At 59.9% G+C, this 25,438-nt stretch carries 19 protein-coding genes and 1 riboswitch; of the genes, 8 read left to right on the top strand and 11 right to left on the bottom strand.

Translation table 11 applies throughout. The features are described from left to right. Positions 1–90: 90 nt before the first annotated feature. Positions 91–1,242 (bottom strand): type III PLP-dependent enzyme, encoded by a 1,152-nt coding sequence (locus tag AACX78_RS16785; RefSeq protein WP_159166876.1) that lies wholly within the window; start codon positions 1,240–1,242, stop codon positions 91–93. Between the two features lie 507 nt (positions 1,243–1,749). Continuing rightward, positions 1,750–1,865: riboswitch (glycine riboswitch) on the top strand. Between the two features lie 106 nt (positions 1,866–1,971). Between AACX78_RS16785 and AACX78_RS16780 the strand changes: the two genes are divergently transcribed. Next, positions 1,972–3,348 (top strand): alanine/glycine:cation symporter family protein, encoded by a 1,377-nt coding sequence (locus AACX78_RS16780; RefSeq protein WP_159166875.1) that lies wholly within the window; start codon positions 1,972–1,974, stop codon positions 3,346–3,348. 191 nt (positions 3,349–3,539) lie between these two features. On the opposite strand, the gene AACX78_RS16775 is transcribed toward AACX78_RS16780, so the two are convergent. Continuing rightward, positions 3,540–4,241, bottom strand: coding sequence for a lipoyl protein ligase domain-containing protein (locus AACX78_RS16775; RefSeq protein WP_159166874.1), 702 nt, complete (start codon positions 4,239–4,241; stop codon positions 3,540–3,542). 129 nt (positions 4,242–4,370) lie between these two features. Then, positions 4,371–5,768, bottom strand: coding sequence for a nucleobase:cation symporter-2 family protein (locus AACX78_RS16770; protein ID WP_159166873.1), 1,398 nt, complete (start codon positions 5,766–5,768; stop codon positions 4,371–4,373). Positions 5,769–6,014: 246 nt separating this feature from the next. Here AACX78_RS16770 and AACX78_RS16765 point away from each other — a divergent pair, with 246 nt between their 5' ends. After that, on the top strand, positions 6,015–7,154 hold the full coding sequence (locus AACX78_RS16765) for a GGDEF domain-containing protein (RefSeq protein ID WP_159166872.1): 1,140 nt from the start codon (positions 6,015–6,017) through the stop codon (positions 7,152–7,154). A 30-nt stretch (positions 7,155–7,184) separates the two neighbouring features. Here AACX78_RS16765 and AACX78_RS16760 read toward each other — a convergent pair whose 3' ends face one another. Together AACX78_RS16760 and AACX78_RS16755 are read right to left on the bottom strand one after the other, a co-directional pair. Further along, complete coding sequence (locus AACX78_RS16760; protein WP_005316818.1) at positions 7,185–7,433, bottom strand: YciN family protein; 249 nt, start codon at positions 7,431–7,433, stop codon at positions 7,185–7,187. Between the two features lie 144 nt (positions 7,434–7,577). Next, positions 7,578–8,957 (bottom strand): MATE family efflux transporter, encoded by a 1,380-nt coding sequence (locus AACX78_RS16755; RefSeq protein WP_159166871.1) that lies wholly within the window; start codon positions 8,955–8,957, stop codon positions 7,578–7,580. A 120-nt stretch (positions 8,958–9,077) separates the two neighbouring features. On the opposite strand from AACX78_RS16755, the gene AACX78_RS16750 reads away from it, so the two are divergent. Further along, the gene (locus tag AACX78_RS16750) at positions 9,078–9,935 is read left to right on the top strand and encodes a helix-turn-helix transcriptional regulator (RefSeq protein WP_201302884.1); all 858 of its coding nucleotides are present in this window, start codon (positions 9,078–9,080) and stop codon (positions 9,933–9,935) included. A gap of 68 nt (positions 9,936–10,003) precedes the next feature. Next, positions 10,004–11,698 carry an NAD-dependent malic enzyme gene (locus tag AACX78_RS16745; protein WP_058393415.1) on the top strand — a complete coding sequence of 565 codons (1,695 nt, stop codon included), beginning with the start codon at positions 10,004–10,006 and terminating at the stop codon, positions 11,696–11,698. A gap of 84 nt (positions 11,699–11,782) precedes the next feature. On the opposite strand, the gene AACX78_RS16740 is transcribed toward AACX78_RS16745, so the two are convergent. The 4 genes from AACX78_RS16740 to AACX78_RS16725 all read right to left on the bottom strand — a co-directional run bounded on the left by AACX78_RS16740 (position 11,783) and on the right by AACX78_RS16725 (position 16,395). Beyond that, positions 11,783–12,841, bottom strand: coding sequence for an OmpA family protein (locus AACX78_RS16740; protein WP_159166870.1), 1,059 nt, complete (start codon positions 12,839–12,841; stop codon positions 11,783–11,785). Positions 12,842–13,038: 197 nt separating this feature from the next. Further along, positions 13,039–14,040: a porin OmpAII gene (ompAII, locus tag AACX78_RS16735; RefSeq protein WP_021138807.1), complete on the bottom strand. Its 1,002-nt coding sequence runs from the start codon at positions 14,038–14,040 to the stop codon at positions 13,039–13,041. A gap of 430 nt (positions 14,041–14,470) precedes the next feature. Beyond that, entirely contained in the window at positions 14,471–15,490 is a 1,020-nt protein-coding gene (gene ompAI, locus AACX78_RS16730) for a porin OmpAI (RefSeq protein WP_159166869.1), read from the bottom strand. A 308-nt stretch (positions 15,491–15,798) separates the two neighbouring features. Continuing rightward, positions 15,799–16,395 carry a hypothetical protein gene (locus tag AACX78_RS16725; RefSeq protein ID WP_159166868.1) on the bottom strand — a complete coding sequence of 199 codons (597 nt, stop codon included), beginning with the start codon at positions 16,393–16,395 and terminating at the stop codon, positions 15,799–15,801. Between the two features lie 259 nt (positions 16,396–16,654). Between AACX78_RS16725 and AACX78_RS16720 the strand changes: the two genes are divergently transcribed. Together AACX78_RS16720 and AACX78_RS16715 are read left to right on the top strand one after the other, a co-directional pair. Further along, positions 16,655–16,921, top strand: a complete 267-nt coding sequence (locus tag AACX78_RS16720) for a helix-turn-helix domain-containing protein (protein ID WP_005298604.1) — start codon at positions 16,655–16,657, stop codon at positions 16,919–16,921. Positions 16,922–17,125: 204 nt separating this feature from the next. Continuing rightward, positions 17,126–18,487, top strand: a complete 1,362-nt coding sequence (locus AACX78_RS16715) for a sodium-dependent transporter (protein ID WP_159166867.1) — start codon at positions 17,126–17,128, stop codon at positions 18,485–18,487. A 77-nt stretch (positions 18,488–18,564) separates the two neighbouring features. On the opposite strand, the gene rssA is transcribed toward AACX78_RS16715, so the two are convergent. Both rssA and AACX78_RS16705 read right to left on the bottom strand, forming a co-directional pair. Beyond that, positions 18,565–19,431, bottom strand: a complete 867-nt coding sequence (gene rssA, locus AACX78_RS16710; RefSeq protein WP_011898481.1) for a patatin-like phospholipase RssA — start codon at positions 19,429–19,431, stop codon at positions 18,565–18,567. A 33-nt stretch (positions 19,432–19,464) separates the two neighbouring features. After that, complete coding sequence (locus AACX78_RS16705; protein ID WP_159166866.1) at positions 19,465–21,018, bottom strand: sensor domain-containing diguanylate cyclase; 1,554 nt, start codon at positions 21,016–21,018, stop codon at positions 19,465–19,467. A gap of 209 nt (positions 21,019–21,227) precedes the next feature. On the opposite strand from AACX78_RS16705, the gene AACX78_RS16700 reads away from it, so the two are divergent. Next, the gene (locus tag AACX78_RS16700; RefSeq protein ID WP_236556351.1) at positions 21,228–22,277 is read left to right on the top strand and encodes an efflux RND transporter periplasmic adaptor subunit; all 1,050 of its coding nucleotides are present in this window, start codon (positions 21,228–21,230) and stop codon (positions 22,275–22,277) included. Then, a complete protein-coding gene (locus AACX78_RS16695) occupies positions 22,277–25,396 on the top strand; it encodes an efflux RND transporter permease subunit (RefSeq protein WP_159166864.1) in 3,120 nt (1,039 codons plus the stop codon). The genes AACX78_RS16700 and AACX78_RS16695 overlap by 1 nt, the downstream gene beginning before the upstream one ends. Positions 25,397–25,438: the final 42 nt, after the last annotated feature.

The raw sequence follows: 25,438 nt of genomic DNA, 5'->3' as shown, positions 1-25,438 counted from the left end.
GAGAGGGGGAAGCATCGGCTTCCCCCTCTTGTTTTTGACAGGTGCAGGCTCAACAAGCACCCGCTTCCGTTGTTTTCCTCAGGTGCAGGCTCAGGCAGCTGCCACCAGCTTCTGACCTTGCAGGGCGCTGTCCAGGATCAGGATGCTCGCCTTGGGGAAGAAGTTGAAGGTCGAGGCCGACGCCCAGGTGTAGGCACCCATGACCCGGCCTACCACCAGTTCGCCGATCGCCAGATCCGGCAGCATGATCCCCTCGCGGATCACGTCCACGCTGTCACAAGTCGGGCCGGAGAGCACAGAGTTGTGCTGCTCGCCACGGGCATAGGGGGTCGAGACCGGATAGGTGACGTGATCATAGAGTTGACCGTTGTAGCTGCCGTAGAGGCCGTCATCCAGGTAGTACCAGATCTTGTCGCCGCGGTGGGCCTTGCCCATCACGCTGGAGATTGAAGTCATGGCTGGCGCACTGATGAAGCGGCCCGGCTCGGCAATCTTCTGCACAGTGGCGGGCAGCTTGGCAAGCGCCTCGCGGATCGGGGCGCAGAAGCCGTCGATGTCGAACTCGCCGCCATCATAATCCACCGGGAAACCACCGCCGATATCCAGCACCCATGGTTTGAGCCCCAGCTCCCAGGCCTGCTCCATGATCTCGCGGCAGGCGTCGATGGCCTGTACGTGGCGACGGGCGTGGGGCACCTGGGAGCCGACGTGGAACGACAGTCCCATCACCTTGATCCCCTTGGCGTGGGCCAGTTGCAGCAGCGGCAGCGCCTGCTCCGGGGTGCAGCCGAACTTTTTGGAAAGGTCGACTTTGGTCTCGGGGTTCGGGAAGCTGACCCGTAGCAGCAGCTTCACTTCGTCCTTGTAGGGAATGAACTTCTCCAGCTCCAGCGGATTGTCATAGACAAACACTGTGCAGCCGTACTCCAGCGCATAGCGGATATCGCTGTCGCGCTTGATGGGGTGGGTATGAATACAGCGTCCCGGGCGAACCCCCTGGCTGCGCACCAGATCCACTTCGCCATTGGTTGCGAGATCGAAACAGGCTCCCTCTTCCTTCAATACAGAGACCACAGCTTCATGGGGCAATGGCTTGAGTGCATAGTGCAATCGCACATCGGGCAGGGCGGCAACCAGGGCCCGATACTGTTTGCGAACGGCTTCCTTGTCGAGCAGCAGCAGGGGAGAGCCGAATTGTTCAACCAGTTGACGGTAATCTTGTGCGATCAGGGTCTCGTTCATTCTCTTTTGAAAGTCCTTAGGGGGCAGATTTGCCCTAGCCTTGGTTTGTTGAGACGGCAGCGGCCGGCTCAGGCGAGTGGTCCGGAGGGACCAACCAAACACTGTGCATAACTCCATCGCAAAGCGCTTAGTTATGCGCGGGATTATCGACTTATTGCGTTTCTGTGCAAGCATTTTGATTGGATATGTCGGCAAGTTTTTCTGGTCGAGACGAAAGATCATCTTGATACGCGAGCCGGTCAATGATGTTGATCAGATTGATCCAGCATAGTGCGCGTTAAGCTATTGATAGTTAACGAACAAGTAACATTTATCCCGGAGATGGACTGAACGGAAAAAAAGCCGGGGCCAGGATGGCCGGGTGCGAGACAGCTCACATTTTTTGGATTAACATGCCCGCTTCCTAATCCAAACTAGTTCGGATGAAGGTAGCAGGAGAGCGATGGGGGACCATCCACCGAAGAAGTGAATCTTTCAGGTACCGGGCAACCGGTGTGGACTGCTACTGGACGATACTCTGGAGAGACCCGTTGAATCGGGCGCCGAAGGAGCAAGGCACCATGACTGCACGAAAGCGCAGGCTGGCGCCGGAAACTCTCAGGCAAAAGGACAGAGGGGATGGGATGGTTGTACCTGGGCTTGGCCCGCATCCGATCACCCTCTGGTGATCGCGACTATTTGGGAAGATCATCCTTCTCCTCCTTAATTTTTGTTTTTTAAGGAGGATGCATGTCATCAATTCAATCGGCGTTAACCGCCATCGATAGTTTTATCTGGGGTCCGCCTCTGCTGATCCTGCTGGTCGGGACCGGTGTCTATCTCACCCTGCGTCTGGGTCTGCTTCAGGTGGTGCGTTTGCCGCTCGCCTTGCGGCTGGTGTTTGGTCGCGATCAGGGTCAGGGCAAGCAGGGGGACGTCTCCAGCTTCGGCGCTCTCTGTACCGCACTCTCCGCCACTATTGGCACAGGCAACATAGTCGGCGTCGCTACCGCCATCAAGCTCGGCGGCCCGGGGGCCCTGTTCTGGATGTGGATGGCGGCCCTGTTCGGCATGGCGACCAAGTACGCCGAGTGTCTGCTGGCAGTGAAATATCGCCAGCAGGATGCCAACGGCCAGATGGCGGGCGGCCCCATGTACTACCTGGAAAAGGGGCTCGGCTCCAAACTCCTCGCCAAGCTGTTTGCCCTGTTCGGCATTGGCGTTGCCTTCTTCGGCATCGGTACTTTCCCCCAGGTCAACGCCATCTCAGACGCCATGAGTCTCTCCTTCTCGGTGCCCCGTGAAGCGACCGCCGTTGTGCTGACCCTGACAGTGGCGCTGGTGACACTGGGAGGGATCAAGTCCATCTCCAGCGTGTCGAGCAAGGTGGTACCCTTCATGGCGATCTTTTACATCGTCGCCTGCCTCGGTGTGCTGGTGAACAACGCCGGGGCCTTGCCCGAGGCGATTGGTCTGGTGATAAGCAGCGCCTTTACCGGCCATGCGGCCACCGGCGGTTTCGTCGGCGCCAGCATCATGCTGGCGATCCAGTCCGGTGTGGCGCGGGGGGTCTTTTCCAATGAATCAGGCCTGGGCTCGGCTCCCATAGCGGCGGCGGCGGCCAAGACCAACTCCTGCGTGGAGCAGGGGCTGGTCTCCATGACGGGGACTTTCATCGACACCATCATCATCTGCACCATGACAGGTCTGACCCTGGTAGTGACGGGGGTGTGGAGCGGCGATCTCAGCGGCGCCGCCATGACCAGTGCCGCTTTTGCACAAGGATTGGATGCCCACATCGGCCAGTATCTGGTGAGCATTGGCCTGCTGTTCTTCGCCTTTACCACCATCCTCGGCTGGAATTACTACGGCGAGCGCTGCACCGAGTATCTGTTCGGGGTCAAGGCGATCAAGCCCTATCGCCTCATCTATCTGGTGCTGGTGGCGAGCGGTGCCTTTCTCCATCTGGACATGATTTGGCTGTTGGCCGACATCGTCAACGGCCTGATGGCGGTGCCCAACCTCATCGGCCTCATCGGCCTGCGCCACGTGGTGATCGCCGAAACCCGCGCCTACTTCAGCCGGGATCGCGACACGGAGTCCGAGCCCGAGCCGCAGACGGCCTGACTTTCTGTGGGGCACAATGGCTTGATCGCCGAGTCCCGTGTCCATTGCTTCAGCCGGGACCAGGACAACGAAGCCTAGCCAGCGTTGTAGATGGCCTGATTTCATCTGTACCGAAAAAAACAAAGCCACGACCCGGGTCGTGGCTTTGTTTTTGGGGCCCTAGTCGTTCTCAGCCTTGGTGAGTGAGATGCTTATTGCTCGGTCAGCAGGGTCTCCAGCCGTCCTCGCACCTTCTCCACCAACGCCTCATCGCTCCCCTGCCATGCAATGCAGCGGGCCAGGGTCGTCGAGGTACCGGCCATAAAACGCAGCTCCCCGCCCGCCAGCTCGTAGAAACGGCTCGCCATCCGGGTGCCCTCATCAACATCTCCTGCCACCAGCAGCATGGCTTGCGCCAGCACGGCGCCGTTGTGATCCTGGCCCGGTGCCAGCCAGCGCTGGGCAGTGCCGGTGATCTTGCGACCCCCGATCACCAGATTGTACTGGCCATCGCAAAAGGAACCGGGCACGAAGTCGTAGCCGCCACTCAGGCCATGGTCGGCCAGCAGGGTCAACAGAGGTGCGCCCAGCAGCCGGTAGTAGTGGCCAAGATCCGTGGTGGTGCGGGGCAGCAGCAGTGACAGGTTGAGGATGCCTGCACCGTGGGGCACGGCGGTGCCACCGCTGTCGCGCACATGGACGGGCCAGCCTTCGCGAGCGAGCTGTTCGCAGGCGGCCTGATAGCGGGGGAGTCGCGTGTCCTTGCGGGTGACAATCAGGCATTGGGGGGCCTGCCAGAGGTGGGCTCGGGCTTGGCCGTCACGGGCACAGTCGCGCAGCCAGCGTTGCTCTTGCGCCAAAATCAGGTCGGGAGTGTGGGCATCAGCGTGAGGAGGAAGCAGGGCATAGGGCATGACGGCATCCTTGGAAAAAGGCTGCCCAGCACACTACCTGCGGGAACCGGCAAGGTAAAGCCCCGCAGTGCGGGGCCTGGATCATCTACCTGGGTCAGGCAATGTGCAGCGTTATCAGCGAGAGGCCACTCATGGATGAGCGATGCCGCGTTTGGGCAGCAGCAGGTTCATGATGATGGCGGTGAGGCCACCGGTGGCGACGCCATAGGAGAGCACGCTTTTGGCCAGCTCAGGCAGATGTTGCAGCACTTCAGGCACCTGAGCCACGCCCAGTCCCATGGCCAGCGACACCGCCAGTATCATGAGGGCGCGCCTGTCCAGCTCCTCACGGGAGATGATGCGCACCCCGGCGGCGGCTATGGTGCCGAACATGACGATGGTGGCACCGCCCAGCACGGGTTCCGGGATCTGCTGCACCAGACTGGCGACAGCCGGGAACAGGCCGAGCAGGGCCAGCATGGCGGCGATGAAGAGGCCGACATGGCGACTGGCCACCCCGGTCAGCTGGATGACGCCGTTGTTCTGGCTGAAGGTAGACATGGGAAAGGTAGCAAACAGGGCAGCCAGCATTGAGTTGCAGCCATCGGCCAGTACCCCGCCCTTGATACGTTCCAGATAGACAGGGCCACTGACAGGCTCACCCGAAATGTCCGAGGTGGCCGTCATATCGCCGATGGCTTCAAGCGCCGTTACCACGAAGATGATGGCCAGCGGCACAAACAATTGCCAGTCAAAGCCGAGGCCGTAGTGCAGGGGGATGGGCACCATCACCAGGGGACCGTCGAAGGTGGGGGCCGTGACCTTGCCCAGCAGCAGGGCTGCCGCATAGCCCACCAGCATGGCGATCATGATGGCTGAGAGGCGCAGCCAGGGGTTGCGGCTACGCTGCAGCAGCACGATGAGACCCAGCACCAGCAGGGAGAGGAAGAGATTGCTGTGGCTGGCGAAGCTGCCGTCAGAGAGGGCGGCATAACCGCCACCCATGCTGATCAGACCCACCTTGATCAGGGTCAGACCGATCAGCAGTACCACAATGCCGGTCACCAGCGGGGTGATCACCCGCTTGACCAGATGGAGGAAGCGGCTCATCACCACCATGGTGAGGGCGGCCACCAGCATGGTGCCAAACAGGGTACCCAGCAGATCCTCGGTGGGCATGGCTGCCTGTTTGAGGGCGAGGCCACTGGCGATGATGGGGCCGAGGAAGTTGAAGCTGGTGCCCTGTACCGAGAGCAGGCCGGAACCGATGGGGCCGAAGCGGCGGGTCTGGATGAAGGAGGCGATGCCGGACATGACCAGCGACATGGAGACGATATAGCGGGTGTCGGCGGCAGGGAGGCCGAGGGCATTGGCGATGATGAGGGGCGGGGTAATGATGGCGACAAACATGGCGAGCATATGCTGCAGGGCGGCGAACAGGGTCTGGGGCAGGGGCGGGACATCGTCTATGCCATAGACCAGTTCGCTGTGGGCACGTCTGGGGGGATGTGCCTCTCGGGTTGCGCGCGCGGCGGCAGCCTGTTCCATAAATACCTCGAATGTGTGGGGGAGGGGGGAGAAAATTGGGCGCTATTTTAGTGATTGAAATCAGACTGACCAGCGCTAATTCGGGCTGAAACCGGTTTATTTCCCCATGGGTTGAAACGTTTGCGCATGGCGTTTATGATCCGCCGGTTTGTGTGACGGTGCTCGCCCTGAAATGGCGTCTGTTACATAGGATTTTGTACTTTCACGGCGTAGAATGAGCCCTCTCTCGTGATTTGGAGGCTCTGGATGCTGAAGCTGTCGGAGTTCTGGAGTGCCCGTGCCCACTCCGAAGATTTTACCCTGACCCGCATGGGCTTTATGACGGTGCGTCTGCGTCTGCTCACCTGTTTACTGATGGTGGGGTTGCCCGCCTGGGCATTGGTTGACTGGCTGACCCTGCCAGCTGCCCAGTTTGATGCGCTGCTTCAGGCCCGGATTTTCTGCCTGCTGGCCCTCTCTCCGCTCATTCCTTTCTCCTATCTCATCCATTTCCAGCGCGAGCGCATGAAGTGGGCGCTGGGCTATCTGATGACGGTGATGCTGCTGTTTGCCCTCATCTGCCTGCACAGCTTTGGCGCGGATCAGGAGCTGCAAGCGGGCTACATGGCCTTTCCCTATCTGCTCATCAGCCTGTTTGCCATCTTCCCCATTCCGCTCTCCCTCAGTTTGCAGCTGACAGGGGGCATTATGGTGACCACGCTGGTGGGGAACTGGCTGCTGGTGGGGCAGCCGCTGTGGAGCATGCAGACCCTCAATCAGGTCTGGTTGCTGGGGTTGTTTGCCCTGGCCAGCGCCTGGGTGCAGTGTGGCCAGCTCAACATGCTGCTACAGCTCTACCGGGAGTCCACCACGGACGAACTGACCGGCATGATGAACCGCCGCCTGCTGATGAAGCAGCTCGACAAAGCCAGGGTGACCATGGATCACAAGCACTCCCCCTTTGCCGTCATGCTGCTGGATCTGGACAGGTTCAAGCGAATCAATGACACCTTCGGCCATCTGGCGGGGGATGCGGTGCTGAAAGAGGTGGCGGCGACCCTGGCAGAACAGCTGGAGCCCGGCATGGTGCTGGGCCGCTATGGTGGCGAGGAGTTTGCCATCCTGTTGCCCCGTTGCGGCGAGCTGGCTCAGGCAAAGCGGGTGGCGGAGCGGCTGCGGGTGGCGGTAGAGGCGCGACTGGTAAAGAGCCCCACCTCGGATGAGCTGCTGGAGGTAACGGTGAGTATCGGTCTGACCCTGGCCCAGCGCGGCGAGAGCGTCGAAGATCTGCTCAATCGGGCTGACGAATGCCTCTACATGGCCAAGATGGCGGGGCGCAACTGCGTGGTCGGGGAGCTGGCGGGTGAGCCTGGTCTGCACCCGCCCGCAAAGACAGATGCCGCCTGAGGGCGGCATCTTGCCGGCAGCCTTGTTATCTCAGCTCAGCTGATATTTGCCAGAGAGCTGCTGGGCAAGCAGCTTGAACATGTTGAACACCGCCATTGTCTTGCCGGTTGGCGTGCCATCTTCGGCCAGGAAGAATTCCCCCTTGAACACCAGAATATCCCCTTTCTGTTCCACCGAATCGGCGCGCATGCCGTGGATGAAGTCTTCGTGGCTCTTGATGATGCCGTTGGCCATCTCCAGCAGGGCAGTCTCGGTGATCAGCTCTTTTTGTGGTTGCATGCTCGTCTCCTTAAACGACTACTGGACAGGGCATTGCACCACTTCACACAGTGGCGCCCTGTCTCTGATTGAAGAGGTGGAAAGCATACTGCAAACAGGGTTTTTCTGTCATTGATATGACCCCGTGTTTTGCCCCTTCCCGCTTTACCCCAGCACCAGATTTCTGAGCCAGTGACGCTGGCGGATCCTGCGCAGTACCAGAAACACCTTGCACAGCTCCTCCAGCAGCACCACGGCCACCACCCAGGAGAGGGGCCAGCCGAGCAGGCTGACTGCCACCCAGGCCAGCGGCAGGCCGATGCACCACATGGCGATGATGTCGATGAAGATGCTGTAGTTCACATCGCCGCCTGAGCGCAGCACGCCTATGATGCCCACCATGTTGAACACCTTGAGCAGCATGCCCAGACACATGACGGCGAGCACCTGACTCGCTTCTCCCATCAGGGAGCCCGGCAGGTTGCCGACCCATTGCAGCAGATTGGTTTGCAGCAGCCAGACAGCTATCCCCACCAACAGAGCGCCTATGGGAGCCAGCAGCAGGAACAGCTGGGAGTGCTGCCAGGCGGCTTCGTACTCTTCCGCCCCGAGCCGGTGGCCGAGCAGGGTGGAGCAGGCCACCGCCAGCCCGAAGAAGAGGGAGATGAGGATGCTCTCCAGCGTCCCCAGCGTGGTCATGATGGCGAGCGAATCCGTGCCAAGATGAGCATAGAGAAAGCCGTAGATCAGCATGCCGAAGGCCCAGAGCCCGTCGTGGAACAGCAGTGGCAGGGCGATCAGGGTGAAGCGCACCACCTCCTTGCGCCGAAAGGCGGCCCGCCAGTCGGTTTTACGCGGGATCAGGCGGGGCTCTTGGCGCACCAGATAGAAGAGCAGCAGTGCTGTCTGCAGCAGGCGGGAAATCGTGGTGCCCCAGGCAGAGCCTGCCACGCCCATGGCCTCGAAGCCAAAATGGCCGAAGATGAGGGCATAGTTGAGGATGACGTTGGCAATGATGGCCATGATGCCGATCCGGGTCGGCGCCGCCGCGTTGCCCACGGATCGCAGGGCCGCCTCCAGCGGCACTACGATGGCGGTGCAGAGTATGGTGGCGCCTGTGATCATCAGAAACTCATCGGCCAGCAGGCGCAGCTCGGGGTCCTGGCTGGCAAAGCCCAGTACGCTGCCCGGCGCGAGTACATAGATGAGCGCAAACGGCAGGCTCACCAGCAGGGCACCGACCAGCGCCAGCGCCAGGGAGCGGCGCACCCCGGCCAGCTCGCCGCGACCGTAATATTGGGCTGCCAATACAGAGACTCCCCCCGAGAGCCCCGCTATCACCAGCAGATTGAAGAAGAAGACCCGGTTACCCAAGCCGACCGCCGCCACTGCCGTGGTGCCAAGCTGGCTCACCATCATGATGTCGATGAGACCCAGCAGGGAGAACATCATGGACTGCAGTGACACTGGCAGGGCCAGTCGCCACAGTCGGGCCATGAAGTCGCGATCAGTGGTTTGTTTTAAAATCGCTTGCCAATAATTCATTTATGTTAACCGGGTATGTGAAAAGCAAGGTTTGTCATGGGTATGATAGGGGCTGGTGAGAGAGGGTTCACTGTGAGCATCTCTCGGCTTTATTGTGCAAAACTATCATGTTGAGGCGTTATGGCATTTGTCAGCGAGTGTCTGGAAATTGCCCCCGGTTGCGAGGAGCGGATGTTGGGGCGCGAAGGGCTGCCCCTGCTCGGTGAGGCGGGGATCTTCCTCAGCGGTCTCTCCCGGCTCAGGGATCACTACCTCATTCGCCGCAACCGGCCCGAGTTCCACATCCTGATGGTGAGCCACGACGAGGGAGGCGCCCTGCTCACCGACGCGGGGGAGCAAGCCATTCCGGCCGGGTCGCTGATTTTCCTGCCCGCCGCCGTGCCCGGTGGCCTCAAGCTGATTGGGGAGCGCTGGCAGATCAGCTGGATTCTGCTCGATGACGTGCCGCGCTGGCAGCACCTGCATCGGCTTGGTCACCGTATCTGGCAAGGGGATGAGGGGGAGCAGCTCTACCATCTGCTCAGTCTGATGCAGGGGGAGGGAGTCCGTTCACCCCTGCAACCCCAGTTGCTTAGCCTGTTGTTGGCGCTGTTGGAACGCACTCTGCAAGGTGAGGTGCGCGGCACCCCAGAGCTGAGGTTGCAGGCGCTGTTTCGCCGGGTGGAGGCGCGCCTTGACGAGCCCTGGAGCGTGGCCTTGCTCGCTGGCCAGATGGCCTGCTCTGTGCCCCATCTACATCGCCTCTGCCAGCAGGTGTTCGGCATGGGGCCCATGGCCTGGCTTACCCGACTGCGAATGAACAAGGCGCGCCAGTTGCTGCTCTACACCAACTGGCCCCTTGGCGAGCTGGCGGCCCGGGTCGGTTACAGCGATGGCGCCAACTTTGCGAACCGCTTTCGCCAGCTGACTGGTCAGACCCCTGGTGCCTTTCGTCGCCTGGGTCGCAAACCTTTTGCAACGAATGTGCAAACTCTTTGAAATTCGTGGCGCAAGCTCATAGGATCGGCAGGTTCCTTCGTCCAGGCCATCGTTTAGGTACCAGAAACATGTTTGAAGATAATAATCAGAAACGTCCCCTCTACATCCCCTATGCCGGTCCCGCCCTGCTGGAGACACCGCTGCTCAACAAGGGCAGCGCCTTCACCAGCGAGGAGCGCAGCAGCTTCAATTTGGAAGGGCTGCTGCCCCAGAATATCGAGACCATCGAAGAGCAGGCCGAGCGTGCCTACCGCCAGTTCATGGCGTTTGGCAACGATCTGGACAAGCACATCTATCTGCGCAATATCCAGGACACCAACGAGACGCTCTTTTACCGTCTGTTGCACAACCACCTGACCGAGATGCTGCCCGTCATCTACACCCCGACCGTGGGCAAGGCGTGCGAGGAGTTCTCCAACATCTATCGCCGCGCCCGCGGTCTCTTCATCTCCTATCCGGACAAGGACAGGATCGATGACATGCTGCAAAACGCCACCAAGCAGAACGTCAAGGTAATCGTGGTCACCGATGGCGAGCGGATCCTGGGGCTGGGTGATCAGGGGATCGGCGGCATGGGCATTCCCATCGGCAAGCTGTCGCTCTACACCGCCTGTGGCGGCATCTCGCCTGCTTACTGCCTGCCTGTGGTGCTGGACGTGGGTACCAACAACCAGCAACTGCTCAGCGACCCCTTCTACATGGGCTGGCGCAATCCGCGCATCTCGGGGGAAGAGTATGCCGAGTTCGTCGATGCCTTCATCCAGGCGGTCAAGCGTCGCTGGCCCGATATCCTGCTGCAATTCGAGGATTTCGCCCAGAACAATGCCATGCCGTTGCTCAACCGCTACAAGAACGAGCTCTGCTGCTTCAACGACGATATTCAGGGCACGGCCGCCGTGACGCTCGGCAGCCTGATCGCCGCCTGCAAGGCCTCCGGCGCCAAGCTCTCCGAGAAGCGGGTCGCCTTCCTCGGTGCGGGCAGCGCAGGTTGCGGCATTGCCGAGCAGATAGTGGCGCAGATGAAGGCCGAGGGGCTGACGGATGCCCAGGCCCGTGGCCGGGTCTTCATGGTGGATCGTTTTGGTCTCATCACCGACAAGATCCCCAACCAGCTCGATTTCCAGCGCCGCCTCTCCCAGCCGGTGGATCGCATCGCTGACTGGCCGGTGGGGGACAATATCTCCCTGCTGGAGGTGATGGAGCATGGTCGTCCGGATATCCTGATCGGGGTTTCCGGTCAGCCGGGCCTGTTCACCGAAGAGGTGGTCAAGACGATGCACAAGCACTGCACCCGTCCCATCATATTCCCGCTCTCCAACCCCACCTCACGGGTGGAAGCGACGCCGGCGGATCTCATTCGCTGGACTGACGGTCAGGCGCTGGTCGCCACCGGCAGCCCATTCGCCCCCGTGGAGTACAAGGGCAAGCGTTACGTCATCGCCCAGTGCAACAACTCCTTCATCTTCCCGGGGATAGGGCTTGGCGTCATCGCCTCCGGTGCCACCCGGGTGACCGATGCCATGCTGATGTCGGCCAGCCGCGCCCTGGCGGAGTGCTCACCGCTGGTGAAGGGGGCTGAAGGTTCCTTGCTGCCGGATCTGGCAGACATCCATCAGGTCTCCCGCTACATCGCCAAGATGGTGGCCAAGACCGCCATGCTGCAGGGCAAGGCGGTACAGACCCCGGACGAGGTGATCGATCAGGCCATCGAAGCCAACTTCTGGCGGCCCGAGTACCGGCGCTATCGCCGTACCTCCTTCTGATCCTCTCGCTGCGTGCAACAAGCGAAAATGCAAAAGGGATGCTTCGGCATCCCTTTTTTGTGCACGGCTGACGAGTCTGGCCTGTTACATCTCGGCTTCTGCCACCGGTGCTTCGGGAGTACCTTGCACCCCTGTCACCCTGACTTCGACTCGGCGATCCGGCCCCAGGCAATCGATGAGGGCCGCTTTTGCCTTGATGGCATCACACTGACTGCCGGTGACCGGATTGCTCTCGCCATTGCCCTGGATGCTCACCTTGTCGGCGGGCAAACCTTTGACGATCAGGAAGTTGGCCACAGTGCTTGCTCGGGCTTCCGACAGCGCCAGATTGTTGATATCCGAGCCGATGCGATCCGTGTAACCCATCACAAGGGCACTGCCATCCTTGGGCTGAACATCCACTATCTGCTGGTAGAGTGCATCCAGTGCCTGCATCCCTTCCGGTTTCAACTCTGCCTTGCCGAACGCGAACAGCACATCCGAGCTCAGGTTGAAGGTCTGATCCACAGGTTCCGGGACTGGGGGCGGCGGTGGTGGAACCAGGACGGGGGCGGGAGCTGGTGCGACCGTCTTGCTGCGGTTGGGATGGATCACCAGCTCCAGCGTGGCGGTGCTGATGTTGCTCACCCAGCGCTGGGTGCCGCTGCCTACCTTGTCGTTGTCCGAGTCATCACCGACCCGGACCAGATAGCGGTAGCGCGCCTGGATATCGACCCAGTCGTGCAGTTTGGCCGTCAGCCCAAGGCCCGCCAGCGGAGCCAGGTTGTCATCACCACCGTTGATGGATTTGACGTGGTAAAGGTAACCGCCACCCTCGGCAAACACCGAGAAGACGTCACCCAGTGGCAGCCTGCCTATCACAGACAGGGTGGCCCCCTGGCTGCTGAAGTCGGTGCCTTGCACATCCCAGTCACCGGTCGACAGATAGCCGAGCTCCGCCCCCAGATTTTCGGTGAAGTTGTAGCCGCCAAACAAGGTGAGCGCTGTGGCGTCCTTGCTCGCATCCTTGCCAAAATCGCCCAGATCGTGGGCGATGGCCCAGCCTCCACCAGCCCCGACGTACCAGTCGTTGACCGGTGCCGCCAGCGCCCCCGTGCTCGCCAGTGCTAAAGCAATCCAAACAGGTTTCAGTTTTATGTTCATCGCGTATCCTCGTCGATGCATGGTGTCGTAGGGCTCCTGCCCTGTTATGTACAACCACCACTATTTATAGGCGATAAAGGGTGTTTGACCATGTTGGGCGGCAAGGATGGGGAGAGGATCACGAAATGGTGCTGAATGCAGTAAAAAACAAGAAAAAAGGAGGCCGTCCGGCCTCCTTCATATGCCTTGAGGGCTTGTTACTGAGTCACTTCCTGAATGCCGGTGACGCGCACTTCGACACGACGATCCGGGGCCAGGCAGGCGATCAGCTGAGCCTTGGCCTTGATGCCGTCACATTGGGTGCCGGTGACGGGCTCGGCCTTGCCACGACCATCGATGGATACCTTGCCAGCTGGCAGACCCTTGCCGACCAGGAAGTCCGCCACAGTACGGGCACGAGCTTCTGACAGCTTCAGGTTGTAACCATCAGAACCGATGCGGTCGGTGTAACCGACGACAACGGCGCTGCCATCTTTGGGCTGCACGTCGACGATTTGCTGATACAGGGTGTTCAGCGATGCAACCCCTTCCGGCTTCAGAGTGGATTTGCCAAAGGCAAACAGCACGTCCGAGCTCAGGGAGAAGCTCTTGTCGACCACGACAGGCTCAGGTACCGGCTCGGGCGCTGGCGCAGCGACAGGGGCCACATAGGAGGTGCGATTCGGGTGCATCACCAGTTCCAGGGTGGCCACACTCATGTCGGTTTCCCAGGTCTTCTGCTCATCACCCAGGTTCCACATGTAGCGGTAGCGGGCTTGTACGTCGATGAGGTCGGAAAGCTTGGCAGTCAGACCAACACCCGCCAGCGGCGCTGTGCCGTTGTCGCTGTTACCGTTGCCGTTGACGTGGTTGAAGTAGGCACCGCCTTCAGCAAACACGGAGAATATGTCGCCGAGGGGCAGACGGGCAAGGCCGGACAGGGTGGCACCCTGGGTCTTGAAGTCGACACCGTCGACACCCGCTTTACCGGTATAGAGATAACCCAGCTCGGCAGCGTAGTAATCATTGAAGTTGTAGCCACCAAACAGGGAGAGCGCAGTGGCGTCCTTGTCGGCGTCTTTGCCAAAGTCGTTCAGGTCGTGGCCATAAGCCCAACCTGCACCGATACCTGTGTACCAATCGTCGGCTGCCTGAGCGGTAGAAGTTCCCATGGCCGCGATGGCCAGAGCAATCAGGGCGGGTGCCATTTTCATTTTCATCGTTTTATCCTCGTTGAGTTTGCCGTGCTAGGGCGTACTGCGCACTCTTCAGTTATACCGGTCGCAAGTGACATTTCAGCGGCGACCTCCGTGGCTGACCACGGGTGGTACGAAGTAAAAAATGGATGGTTCCTGGATACTCATGAAGCCTTGGCTTCATGGACAACTAACCGGGCAAGAAGCACTTTTAATAGTTCATCCAATGCCTTACAAGCGGGGTTACTGTATTCCTTTGACTCGGGTTGATCAAGTTTCTGTACAGATATCCAGCGCTGGTGCGGGCTTGCACGAACAGGCGGGCAATGTGATGGGGGAAATGGTTTGACAGAAGGTGACGCGAATTGCTGCGTTCTTAATCAGACTGCGGAAAGTGGATAGACAAAGGGGATGCCGTGGCATCCCCTTTTCGCATTATCTGAACGGTGTCAGATTATTGCTGAACTACTTGTACACCGGATACGCGGATTTCAACGCGACGGTCCGGGGCCAGGCAGGAGATCAGCTGAGCTTTGGCTTTCACGCCATCACACTTGTTGCCGGTGACCGGGTTGGCTTCGCCACGACCTTCAACAGCAACTTTGCTGGCAGCCATACCTTTGCTGACCAGGAAGTTGGCAACGGTACGGGCACGGGCTTCAGACAGCTTCTGGTTGTAAGCGTCGGAACCGATGCGGTCGGTGTAACCAACAACAACGGCGCTGCCGTCTTTCGGCTGGAAGTCAACGATCTGTTGGTACAGGGAGTTGAGTGCTTCGATGCCTTCTGCCTTCAGGCTGTCTTTGCCAAAGGCAAACAGCACGTCGGAGTTCAGGGCAAAGTTCTTCTCAACAACCTGCGGAGCAGGAGCCGGCGCTTCTTCAACAACCGGTGCCGGAGCAGGAGCTACGTAGGAAGAGCGGAACGGGTGGTAAACGGCTTCCAGGGTCGCAACGCTCTGGTTGGACTTGTAGCGTACATTGTCGGCGTGCAGATCAGCCACGTCCCACATGTAGCGGTAGCGAGCTTGCAGATCCAGCGCGTCGTTTACCTGATAGGTCACGCCCAGGCCGGCCAGCGGGGATACTTTGGTATCGCTGGTGCCCATGCCGTCGGTGTGAGCCCAGTAGGCACCGCCTTCAGCGAAGGCAGAGAAGTCGCCGCCCAGCGGCAGACGAGCGATACCGGACAAGGTAGCGCCCTGGTTCTCGTAACGGTTGCCATCGGTGTTACCACGGCCAGCGTACTGGTAGCCCAGCTCGGAACCGAAGTACTCGTTGAAGTTGTAACCTACGAAGGCGTTGGCCGCCGCAGCGTTTTCTTCACCATTTTTCACGCCTTCGATCTTGTTCAGACCGTTGAAGTGAGCAGCACCGGCACCGGCACCGAAGTAGATATCATCAGCGGCGTGAGCTGCAGTTGCACCCATGGCAGCCATGGCGATGGCGATCAGGGAAGGAGCCATTTTCATCATAAAAAAATCCTCGTTGAGATGGCACGTTGGTTACGTGCTTCGCACTTTTTAATTTATGTAAGCTGCAGGCTCTGCCGAACAACAGTGTTGAAGCGGGCAGGGATCCCGGTTCCATCCGAGAGGCACTCATTCCTGGTGCACAAGCGAGCGGTTGGCATCACATGGGATGCAATCAACCCTTCACGAACAGCCAATGTCATTCCGATGACGAGGCGCACTCTATGCCGATTTCAAAACATGATCAAGCTCACAAATAACCCATATGGCAAATTGTGTCGTGTGGATAACTGGCTGTTTATCCAAATTAATTAGTGATCCAAATAGGCTCTGTGCAGCTTCTTTTCGAGTTTCATATAGGCCTGAACCCAGTCAGATTGTGCCATGGCGGTACATTCGCGCGCCTGGAACACCGCCAGATAGTCGGCGTCGGTTGCTTCGCACAGCAAGGGAGTAAAACTGAGCAGGAAATGACGAGCCAGATAGGGGTCGAGTGGCCAGATGTTGAGGATGGCCCGTGCTACGGGCTGCACCGCGGCTGAACAGCGAAAGTGCAGGTGACCCGACTCCAGCCATTGCCCCATTTCGGCGAGCCCGGAGGCGGGCACCAGGCCTCCATCTCCCGGCACCTTGGCAAGGGCGATGCAGTTGCCGTTGCCAAGCAGCAGAGTGTGCGCTTCTTGCACCATGCCATCGTGACTGCGCAGGGGGAGGTCTGCAACGGGCTGCTCAAGAAACAGACTGCATTTGTCATCGAGCGCAGTCAAAACCGCTGCCGCCTGTTCATGCATGCTGGCGGGTAACCAGAACGCTTCGGCGCGTGTCTGCTGGCCTTGCATCAGCTGGCGGGTGAGAGCTTCAGGATCTGAAACTGGGTGTAAACAGGAGATTATGCCGGGAAGCGCCATGAGTTCTTACTCTTTAGGGATAGCTGGCGGATTATACGAGTTATTCTGGCGGCAACAATAAAGGTTTCTTTTCGAGACTGTTTACCTGAGGCGGTTGAGCGATTACCATCCCCGAGGTTTACAAGGGTTGTCGTCGAAAGACGCTGATTAAAGATAGAGGCTCGACCATAACGAGTCCGTTCAAAACTGATACACTTGACTACGAGTCGTCGCGAAAAATAAAGGTGGAGTCAATCCGCCGTACGGAGTATGGAACAATATGAATTCAAATATCGTAACTGTTGGTAAGAAGATCCGTCAGATCCGTGAAGCGGTCGGTTTGAGCCGTCCTAAATTTGCCGATCTGCTGGGCGTTCCCCCCACCACCCTGAAGAACTATGAACTGGGTTATCGTGAAGTAGGTGGCGCCTTCCTGGTGGCACTGGCTCATCACCCGGAACTGCACAAGTTCACCCTCTGGCTGCTGGCTGACAAAAAAGTCGCCGAAATCGGCCAGATCGGTCCGGACGATATTGCCAAGGCTTGATTTAATTGGGCTTTGACAAAAATGCCGCCATTGAGGCGGCATTTTTTTATCCATCAAATAATGACATCAATTAATTAAATTTGGCTAATTGTGCTCTCGTCCGGGATTTTAACGAAAATATCTTGGCAAGCCGGATTAATCCTCAGAAAATTCTGACCCTGAAATTAGGGGTATCCCTTGCATGATGCGCACAGTGAGACAAGCATGAGTCAAATCCTTCCCAAGGCCAGAGATGGCTTTACCAGCAAATTCGGTGTCCTTGCCGCTACCCTGGGCTCTGCCGTCGGGCTAGGCAATATCTGGAAATTTCCCTACCTGACCGGTGAAAACGGCGGCGCCAGCTTCCTGCTGGTGTATGTCATTGCCACCCTGCTGGTGGGTCTGCCGGTGATGATTTCCGAGATCATGCTGGGCCGCAAGGGCAAAGCCGATGCGGTGACGACCTTGAGCAAGCTGGCACCCAGGGGCCAGCCCTGGTGGCTGATTGCCCTGATGGGGGTGGTTGCGGCCTTCCTCATCATGTCTTTCTATTCCGAGGTCGCGGCCTGGGTGTTTGCCTATATCTTCAAGGCGGCCAGCGGCGAGATACTGTCAACCGATCCTGCGGTCACGGGGGCAGCCTTCAATGCGCTTATCACCAATCCGCTACAGAGTCTGCTCTGGCAGTGGCTGGTGCTGGCGCTGATGGGGGGCATACTGCTGATGGGGGTCTCCAGAGGGATCGAGGCTGTTACCAAGAAGCTGATGCCCGTGCTCTTCATCCTGCTGCTGGTGATCGGCATTCGTAGTCTGACCCTGCCAGGGGCGAGTCAGGGGCTGCATTTTCTGTTCTCGCCGGACTTTTCCAAGATCACCGCCGGTGTGGTGCTGACCGCCATGGGGCTGGCGTTTTTCAAGCTTTCCATCGGCATGGGCTGCATGATGACCTATGGCAGCTATTTTCGGGATGATCAGAACATACCGCTGACTACCGTCCGGGTGATGTGCGCCGATCTGTTCGTCTCCATGCTGGCGGGGATCGCCATCTTCCCGGCTGTGTTTGCGTTCGGCTTCGAGCCAACGGCGGGTCCCTCCCTGCTGTTCATCACTATTCCAGCCGTGTTCGCCAGCATACCCTTCGGTCACCTGTTCATGGTGCTGTTCTTCGTGCTTTCCGCCATTGCGGCCACGGGCGCCATGCTCTCCATTCTGGAAGTCCCTGTGTCCGTTGTGTCCGAGCGTTTTCACATGAGCCGTCCCAAGGCGACCCTGCTCAACTTGCTGGTGCTAGGGGCGGTCGGGTCAACCTGCGCGCTCTCCAACAGCTCGCTGGCAGAGGTGCAGATCGCTGGCAAGACCTTCTTCGATCTGTTCGACTTCGTCTCATCCAATGTGTTGATGCCCCTTGGCGGTATCTTCCTCTGCCTGTTCGTGGGCTGGGTATGGGGTTTCGAGCGGATGAAGGCGGCGTTGACCAACGAGGGCGAACTGGAGCTGGCCATCCTCAAGCCGCTGTTTTTCATCATCCGTTATGTGTCACCGCTGCTGATCCTGATCGTGATGTTAAAGGGGCTGGGGTTGTTCTGATGGCTTGCCCGCCGCAAGAAAGCAAAAGAGCGCCGCTGGCGCTCTTTTTGATGGGCTCGTCAGGTTGGCACCTGGCGTCAAATCAAGCCGAGACGGGAAAGCTCATCCTTGAGTTGCTCCATGTTGCGTTCGACACAGGCTTCCCCTTCGTTGATGGCATCGGAGGCCCGGTGGAAGTCCATGATGGAGAAGCTGCCAAGGCGCGGGCAGAGCTGGATTTCGGGCGGATCCCCCGCCATACGGGCGCGGGTGATGCGTTCCTGCATTATGTTGATGGAACCTGTCATTACGCTCCACATCCCCGGGGTATTGGGGCCATCGCCCCGGTTCAGCCACTGACTGAAGCGGTTGCCGGTGACGGGCTCGTCCGGTTCATCTGTCCAGGGCTGGTGCATGTCGGCGTTGAGGTTGACGGCGATCACCACCTCGGCCCCCATGGCGCGGGCCAGCGAAATGGGCACGGGATTGACCACGGCGCCATCTACCAGCCAGCGATCCTCGACCAGGGTAGGGGTGAGTATGCCAGGCATGCCGCAGGAGGCGCGTACACACTGGCGCAGCGGCCCCTCTTTCAGCCAGATCTCGCGGCCGGTATCGAGCTCGGTGGCAACGCAGGCGAAGGGAAGGGGCAGGCTCTCGATGACGGGGTCGCCCAAGTGATTGGCGGCGATGCCAAACACCTTTTCCCCGCGAAACAGCCCGCCGGAGAGGGCGGGGTCGAGCAGGCTGACCACCTGCAACCGGCTGAAGCCGCGCACCCAGGACTCCAGCTTGTCCAGCTCTCCAGCAGCATAGGCGGCACCGACAAAGCTGCCGATGGAGCAACCCGCCACCAGATCCGGTTTGACGCCCAGGCGCTCCAGCGCCCGTATGATGCCGATATGGGCCCATCCTCGGGCAGCACCACTGCCCAGAGCCAATCCCACGCGGGGTTTTCGTGACACTTTGTCTCTCCTGAGGTGAGTGAGGATCCCAGCTTACCCCGTGTTTTTGGCGCCGTCATCCTGCCAGCCTTCGCTTCGATTGCGTCCATTGGCTTTGGCTTGATAGAGGGCGAGATCCGCCCGGTGGATAGCCTCCTTCAGTGGCGTCCCGGCACGGCAATGGTGATAGCCCAGACTGATGGTGACCGCAAGGTCTGGCGCTATCTCCTCCCATGGATGTTCTGCTATTTGCAGGCGCAGCCGCTCGGCCAGTTGTTCGAGGGGCTCGCGCCCTCTGGCGAGCAGCAGAAATTCCTCGCCACCCCAGCGGATCAGGGCATCCTCTTTCTTCAGCAGAGGCTGGCAGAGTGTGACCAGCCGGATCAGCACCTGATCGCCAACTTCGTGACCAAAGCGGTCGTTGACTTGTTTGAAGTGATCGCAATCGAACATAACAACTCCGACGTCACGGGCTTTGGCTCGCAGATGAAGGCGCTCGAATTCGTCGAAATAGTGGCGATTGTAGGCGCCGGTCAGGGCATCGTGACTGGAGAGGTAGTCGAGCTGCCGGTTCAGACGACGGGCTTTGAGGCTGGAGAGCGCCGCCCACATCATGAAGAGGATGGTGATCAGGGAAGGGAGTGAATGCCAGAACAGGGCCTGGGTGAGGGCGGTCAGCGGGATGTGATGGATCAGGCTGAGTTGCGTATCAGGAATAGCCTGGACCAGTTGGAGGGCTCCTTGCTGCCACTGGTAACCATGCCTGTCAGTCTGGAACTTTGGGACAAAGTCGGCCCCCTGCGCGCTGCTGGCCAGGCGCTGCAGATCCTGATTGACCAAAAAAAGGTCGCCGATCTCGGGAGGAAATTCATGCAGCAGCCGATCGAGTCGCGTGAGCAGTACATCTATGCTGATGACCCCCACCAGCGTTTGATCCTTCACTATGGGTTGTGACAGGGAGATCATCTGCCCCTTGCCGGCAAAATCTTCGTAGGGGCGCGATACGATGGCGCGCTGGCTGGGGTTTTGCTGTTTCAGGGCATCCTGCCAGTAAGATTTGAGATAGATGGCGCGATGAAAGCGAAATTTGCTGGAGGGGATCCAGGGGTAGAGATAGATAAAGTCATCTACCCCGGTGAAGTAGAGCCAGGCAACCTTGTCCCCCAGCAGTTTGCTGGCGGTGAAGAGCAGGGGGGACAGACTGAGCGCCAGATGCAGTCTGGCTTCCCGCTCACTGCCCGGGGCGGGCAGTCGGCCCAGCCCGGTCAGATTGCCGCTGAGCCCGGCGGGTAGGTTGGCGGGCACCTTGTCGAGCGAGAATCCCAGCTCGGGATCTACGCGCAGGGCTTGATAAAGCTGGCGCGTCAGGGCCGACTGCGGATTGCTGCGCAGCCGCTCCTCGGCCTGGCCCCGCATGGCCTCAAGTACTGTTTCCATCTGCTGGAATTGGGATCCCAAGCGCGAAGCCATGTTATGGGTATCGCGCTCGTTGAGTTCGGTGACCTGTTTCAGAGTCTGATGGAAGGTGAGGGCAAGCAGCAGCATGACGAGGGTACCAAGCAGCCAGTGTTGGCTGCGTGTGACGATATGAATGCGTTTTTCTGGCATAGGCGGCCGGGCCTGATCTGGACTGGTTCGGTTCATCAGTTTAGGGCAGAACCATCAAGAACGTCTCCTGTGGCGACGATTTCGGTGATCTTCCACCGCTTCTGTTACGTTTTGTCACATTTATACATAGTCACGGCATAGTCAGGGGGTAACATGATGCCCATCATTGATGAAGTGCCTCCTTTTTCCCTAATTTCATGGATTGCTTGATGAAAATGCGTATGTGGCTGTCGATCGCCTGTCTCTCCCTGCTGATGCTGGGTGTCTGGTATTACCGTAACGGTGAAGCTGTCAGCAAACCCCAGCCCAAGCAGGTCAATATCAGGGCGCAAACGGTCAAGCAGAGTCTGGCTGAACCCTCCATCAGGCTGGTGAGCAAGCTGGCCGCCAATCGCTCCGTGGTGATAAGCCCCGAGGTGACAGGGCGTATCGTCAAGATAGCGGTGCGCTCCGGTCAGCAGGTCAAGCAGGGCGATACCCTGATAGCGCTGGATGCGGGCAAGCAGCAGGCGGAGCTCGCCGAGCAGAGTGCCAGTGCGCGCGATGAGGCTCGCAAGCTGCGGGACATGCGCCGGCTGGTGGCGCGCGGCGCCGTGACCCAGTCTGAGCTGGAGGGGCAGGAGGCTGTGGTTGCACAGGTACAGGCAAGGGTGGATGCCGCACGTTACGAGCTCTCCTTGCGCACCCTGCAAGCGCCGTTTGACGGCGCCGTCAGCCTCATCGACTTGAGTGAAGGGGCCCTGGTCAACAGTGGTGACACCCTGCTCCATCTCGATGAGCTTGCCAGGCTGCGGCTCGATCTGGCGGTGCCCGAGCGCTACCTCTCCCTGCTGCGCCCCGGCATGGCGGTGACAGCCACCAGCTCGGCTTGGCCGGAACAATCATTTCATGGCGTGCTGGAGACCCTCGACAGCCGGGTGTCCAACGATACCCAGAACATCAAGGCCCGAGTCATCATTCCCAATCCTGACGGTCAGTTGCGGCCCGGCATGCTGCTCAATGTGGAGCTCTCCCTGCCGCCCCAGAAGATGACCCTGATCCCCGCCCAGTCGGTGGAGTACGCCGGTGAACAGCGCTTCGTTTATCGCCTCGAGCCCGATGGTCGGGTCAAGCGGGTGGCCGTGGTGCTGGGGGATACCCATGGTGAAGAGGTGTGGGTCACCGAGGGCTTGAAGGTCGGCGATCGCATAGTAGTAGAGGGGTTGGTCAATCTGCGTGACGGCATCAGTGTGCATGATCTGGCGGAGGTCAAAGGCTGATGTGGCTCTCCGATATATCTGTTCGTCGCCCCTTGGTGGCTGTGGTATTGAGTGCCCTCTTGACCGTGTTTGGTCTGGTGGCTTTCAGCAAATTGACGGTGCGCGAGATGCCGGATGTGCAGACGCCATCCGTCTCCATCACCACCATGTACGAGGGGGCGGCCCCCGCCGTCATGGAGAGCCAGGTCACCAAGCCCATCGAGGATCAGCTCTCCGGCATCAGCGGCATCAAGAACATCAACTCGGTGACCCGCAAGGGGCGCTCAGTCATCACGGTGGAGTTCAAGCTTGGCTGGAACATGGTGGAGGGCACCTCGGATGTGCGCGATGCCCTCTCCCGTGCCCGGCCCAGGCTGCCGGACGACGTGGATGAACCCATGGTCACCAAGGACAACGGCAACGGCGATGTCGCTGTCTGGTTGAACTTCAGCAGCACCCAGATGGACCGTACCGCCATGACCGACTACGCCAACCGCGTGCTGGTCGACCCCTTGAGTCTGGTGGACGGGGTGAGCGAGGTGGCCCTCTCCGGCGATCTGACCCAGGTGATGTACGTGCGGCTGCGCCCGGCGGACATGGCGGCCCGTGGCATCACGGTGGCGGACGTGCAGGATGCCCTCAAGCGGGAGAATATCGAGCTGCCCGGGGGGGAGATCCGCAACAACAGCATGACGATGGCGGTGCAGATTGCCCGCCTCTACCACACAGCTGCCGATTTCCAGGCCTTGCAGGTGCGCAGTGCCGACAACGGTCAGAGCATCTATCTGGCGGACATCGCCGATGTGGAGGTGGGCGCCAAGAACGAAGACAGCGCCTATCAGCGCAATGGTCGCGAGAGTCTGGGGATCGGCATAGTCGCGCAGTCCACCGCCAACCCCCTGGCGGTGGCCCAGGGCATCGAGCTGAAGGTCGCCGAGATGCAGCGCTTCCTGCCGGAAGGGGCCAAGCTCGAGGTCGACTATGACTCCACCATCTTCATCAAGCAGGCCATCGACGAGGTGTACGAGACGCTGGCCATCAGCGCCGTGCTGGTGGTGGCCGTGCTCTATCTGTTTCTGGGGCAGGGGCGTACCACACTGATCCCGGCGATTACGGTCCCTGTGTCGCTGATCTCCGCCTTTATCGGTGCCTGGTATCTTGGTTTTTCCATCAACCTCATTACCCTGTTGGCACTGATCCTCGCCATCGGTCTGGTGGTGGATGACGCCATAGTGGTGGTGGAGAACATTCACCACCACCTGCAACGGGGTGAGCCACCGCTGATGGCGGCCTGGCACGGCACCCGCGAGGTGGGTTTTGCCGTGGTGGCGACCACGGCCGTGCTGGTGATGGTGTTTGTGCCCATCGCCTTCATGGATGGCATGGTGGGGCGGCTATTCACCGAGTTCGCCATCCTGCTCTCCCTGGCCGTGCTCTTCTCCTCCCTGGTGGCACTGACCCTGACGCCGGCCATGGGTTCCTGGCTGATGCGCTCCGTCGACAAACCCAATGTGCTGACGGCGGCGCTCGATCGCGGCCTCGGTTGGGCAGAAAAACACTACCGACGCCTGCTTGGCTGGGTGCTGCGCCGTTCGGCCTGGACGCCGCTGGTGCTCTTGCTCTGTCTTGGCGGCATCGGCGCCCTGTTTGGTCAGCTGCCTACCAGCCTGACCCCTACCGAAGACAGGGGCGTGCTCTATGTGTTTGTGAAGGGGGCCGAGGGCACCAGCATAGAGCGAATGAAGCGCAACATGCAGCAGGTGGAGGCCGCCATCATGCCGCTGCTGGGCAAGGGCGTGGTGCAGGCCATGAGCTTCAGCACCCCGGCCTTTGGCCGTGGCGGCGATCAGACCGGGATGGCGATCATTCAGCTCACCGACTGGGCCGAGCGGGACGAAACCGCCACCCAGTTTGCCCAGTCCCTGAGTGGACGACTGGCGGGGATCCCTGATGTGATGATCCGCACCTTCCAGCCGGGCTTTCGGGGCGGCTCGACCGCTGCCGTCCAGTTCGTGCTGCAGGGCTCCGACTATGCCGAGCTCTACCAGCAGGGGCTGGCTTTGAAAGAGGCGGCGGTCCAGAGCGGCCTGATGTCGATGCCGGATCTCGACTACGCCGAGAAGACCCCCGAGCTGCAAGTGACCATAGAGCGGGACAGGGCCAGCCAGCTCGGCATTCCGGTGTCGACCGTGGCCAGCTCGTTGCAGGCCCTGCTCGGCGGCGTGAGCCAGACCACCTATGTGGACAGGGGCGAGGAGTACGACGTCTATCTGCGCGCCAATCAGCACGATTTCAACGGTGTATCCGATCTCAGCCGCATCTACCTCAAGGCTGCCAGTGGCGAGATGGTGAGTCTCTCCACCCTGGCCACCGTCAAACAGGTGGCGAGCCCGCAACGGCTCAACCACTACCAGCGGCAGAAGGCAGTGACCCTCACCGCCGATCTGGCGCCGGATCGCACCCTCGGGGAGGCGCTGGACTTCCTCGATGGCTGGGCCAATGCCAATCTGCCGAGCGGCATGACGGTGGATTACGCCGGTGAGTCCAAGGATTATCGCGACAACCAGGGCGAGATGGTGATGGTGTTCGGTCTGGCACTGCTGGTGGTCTATCTGGTGCTGGTGGCCCAGTTCGAGAGCATGCTGACCCCGGCTGTGGTCATGGTGACGGTTCCCCTTGGCATCTTCGGTGGCCTGCTCGGCCTCTGGCTGACGGGACAGGAGCTGAGCATCTACAGCCAGATCGGCATGATCATGCTGATCGGCATGGTGACCAAGAACGGCATCTTGATCGTGGAGTTCATCAACCAGCTGCGTCAGCGTGGGGAAGCGTTTGATGAGGCCATCATTGCCGGCTCGGTGCGCCGCCTGCGGCCCATTCTGATGACGTCGCTGACCGCCATTATTGGTGCGGTGCCGCTGATGCTCTCCATGGGAGCGGGTTACGAGAGCCGGATGGCGGTGGGGACAGTGGTGTTCTTCGGGCTGTCTCTCGCGACTCTGGTGACCCTGCTGATGGTGCCTGCCATCTATCATCTGCTGGCCAAACGGGCGGGAATGACAGGGGCGCGGGATCTGCTGGTGGACGAGGCGCTGGCAGCCGAGTTGGCGGTGAAAGCCGAGGATAAACCGGCGGCCTGATGCCTACACCCATATAGGTGCAAGCCTCAGAAAGCGGATGGC

It is taken from the genome of Aeromonas sp. 9A, from assembly GCF_963900955.1.
Taxonomy (GTDB): Bacteria; Pseudomonadota; Gammaproteobacteria; order Enterobacterales; family Aeromonadaceae; genus Aeromonas; species Aeromonas salmonicida.
The sequence above is the reverse complement of the archived record's forward strand: the minus strand, read 5'-3'. Positions and strand labels throughout refer to the sequence as shown.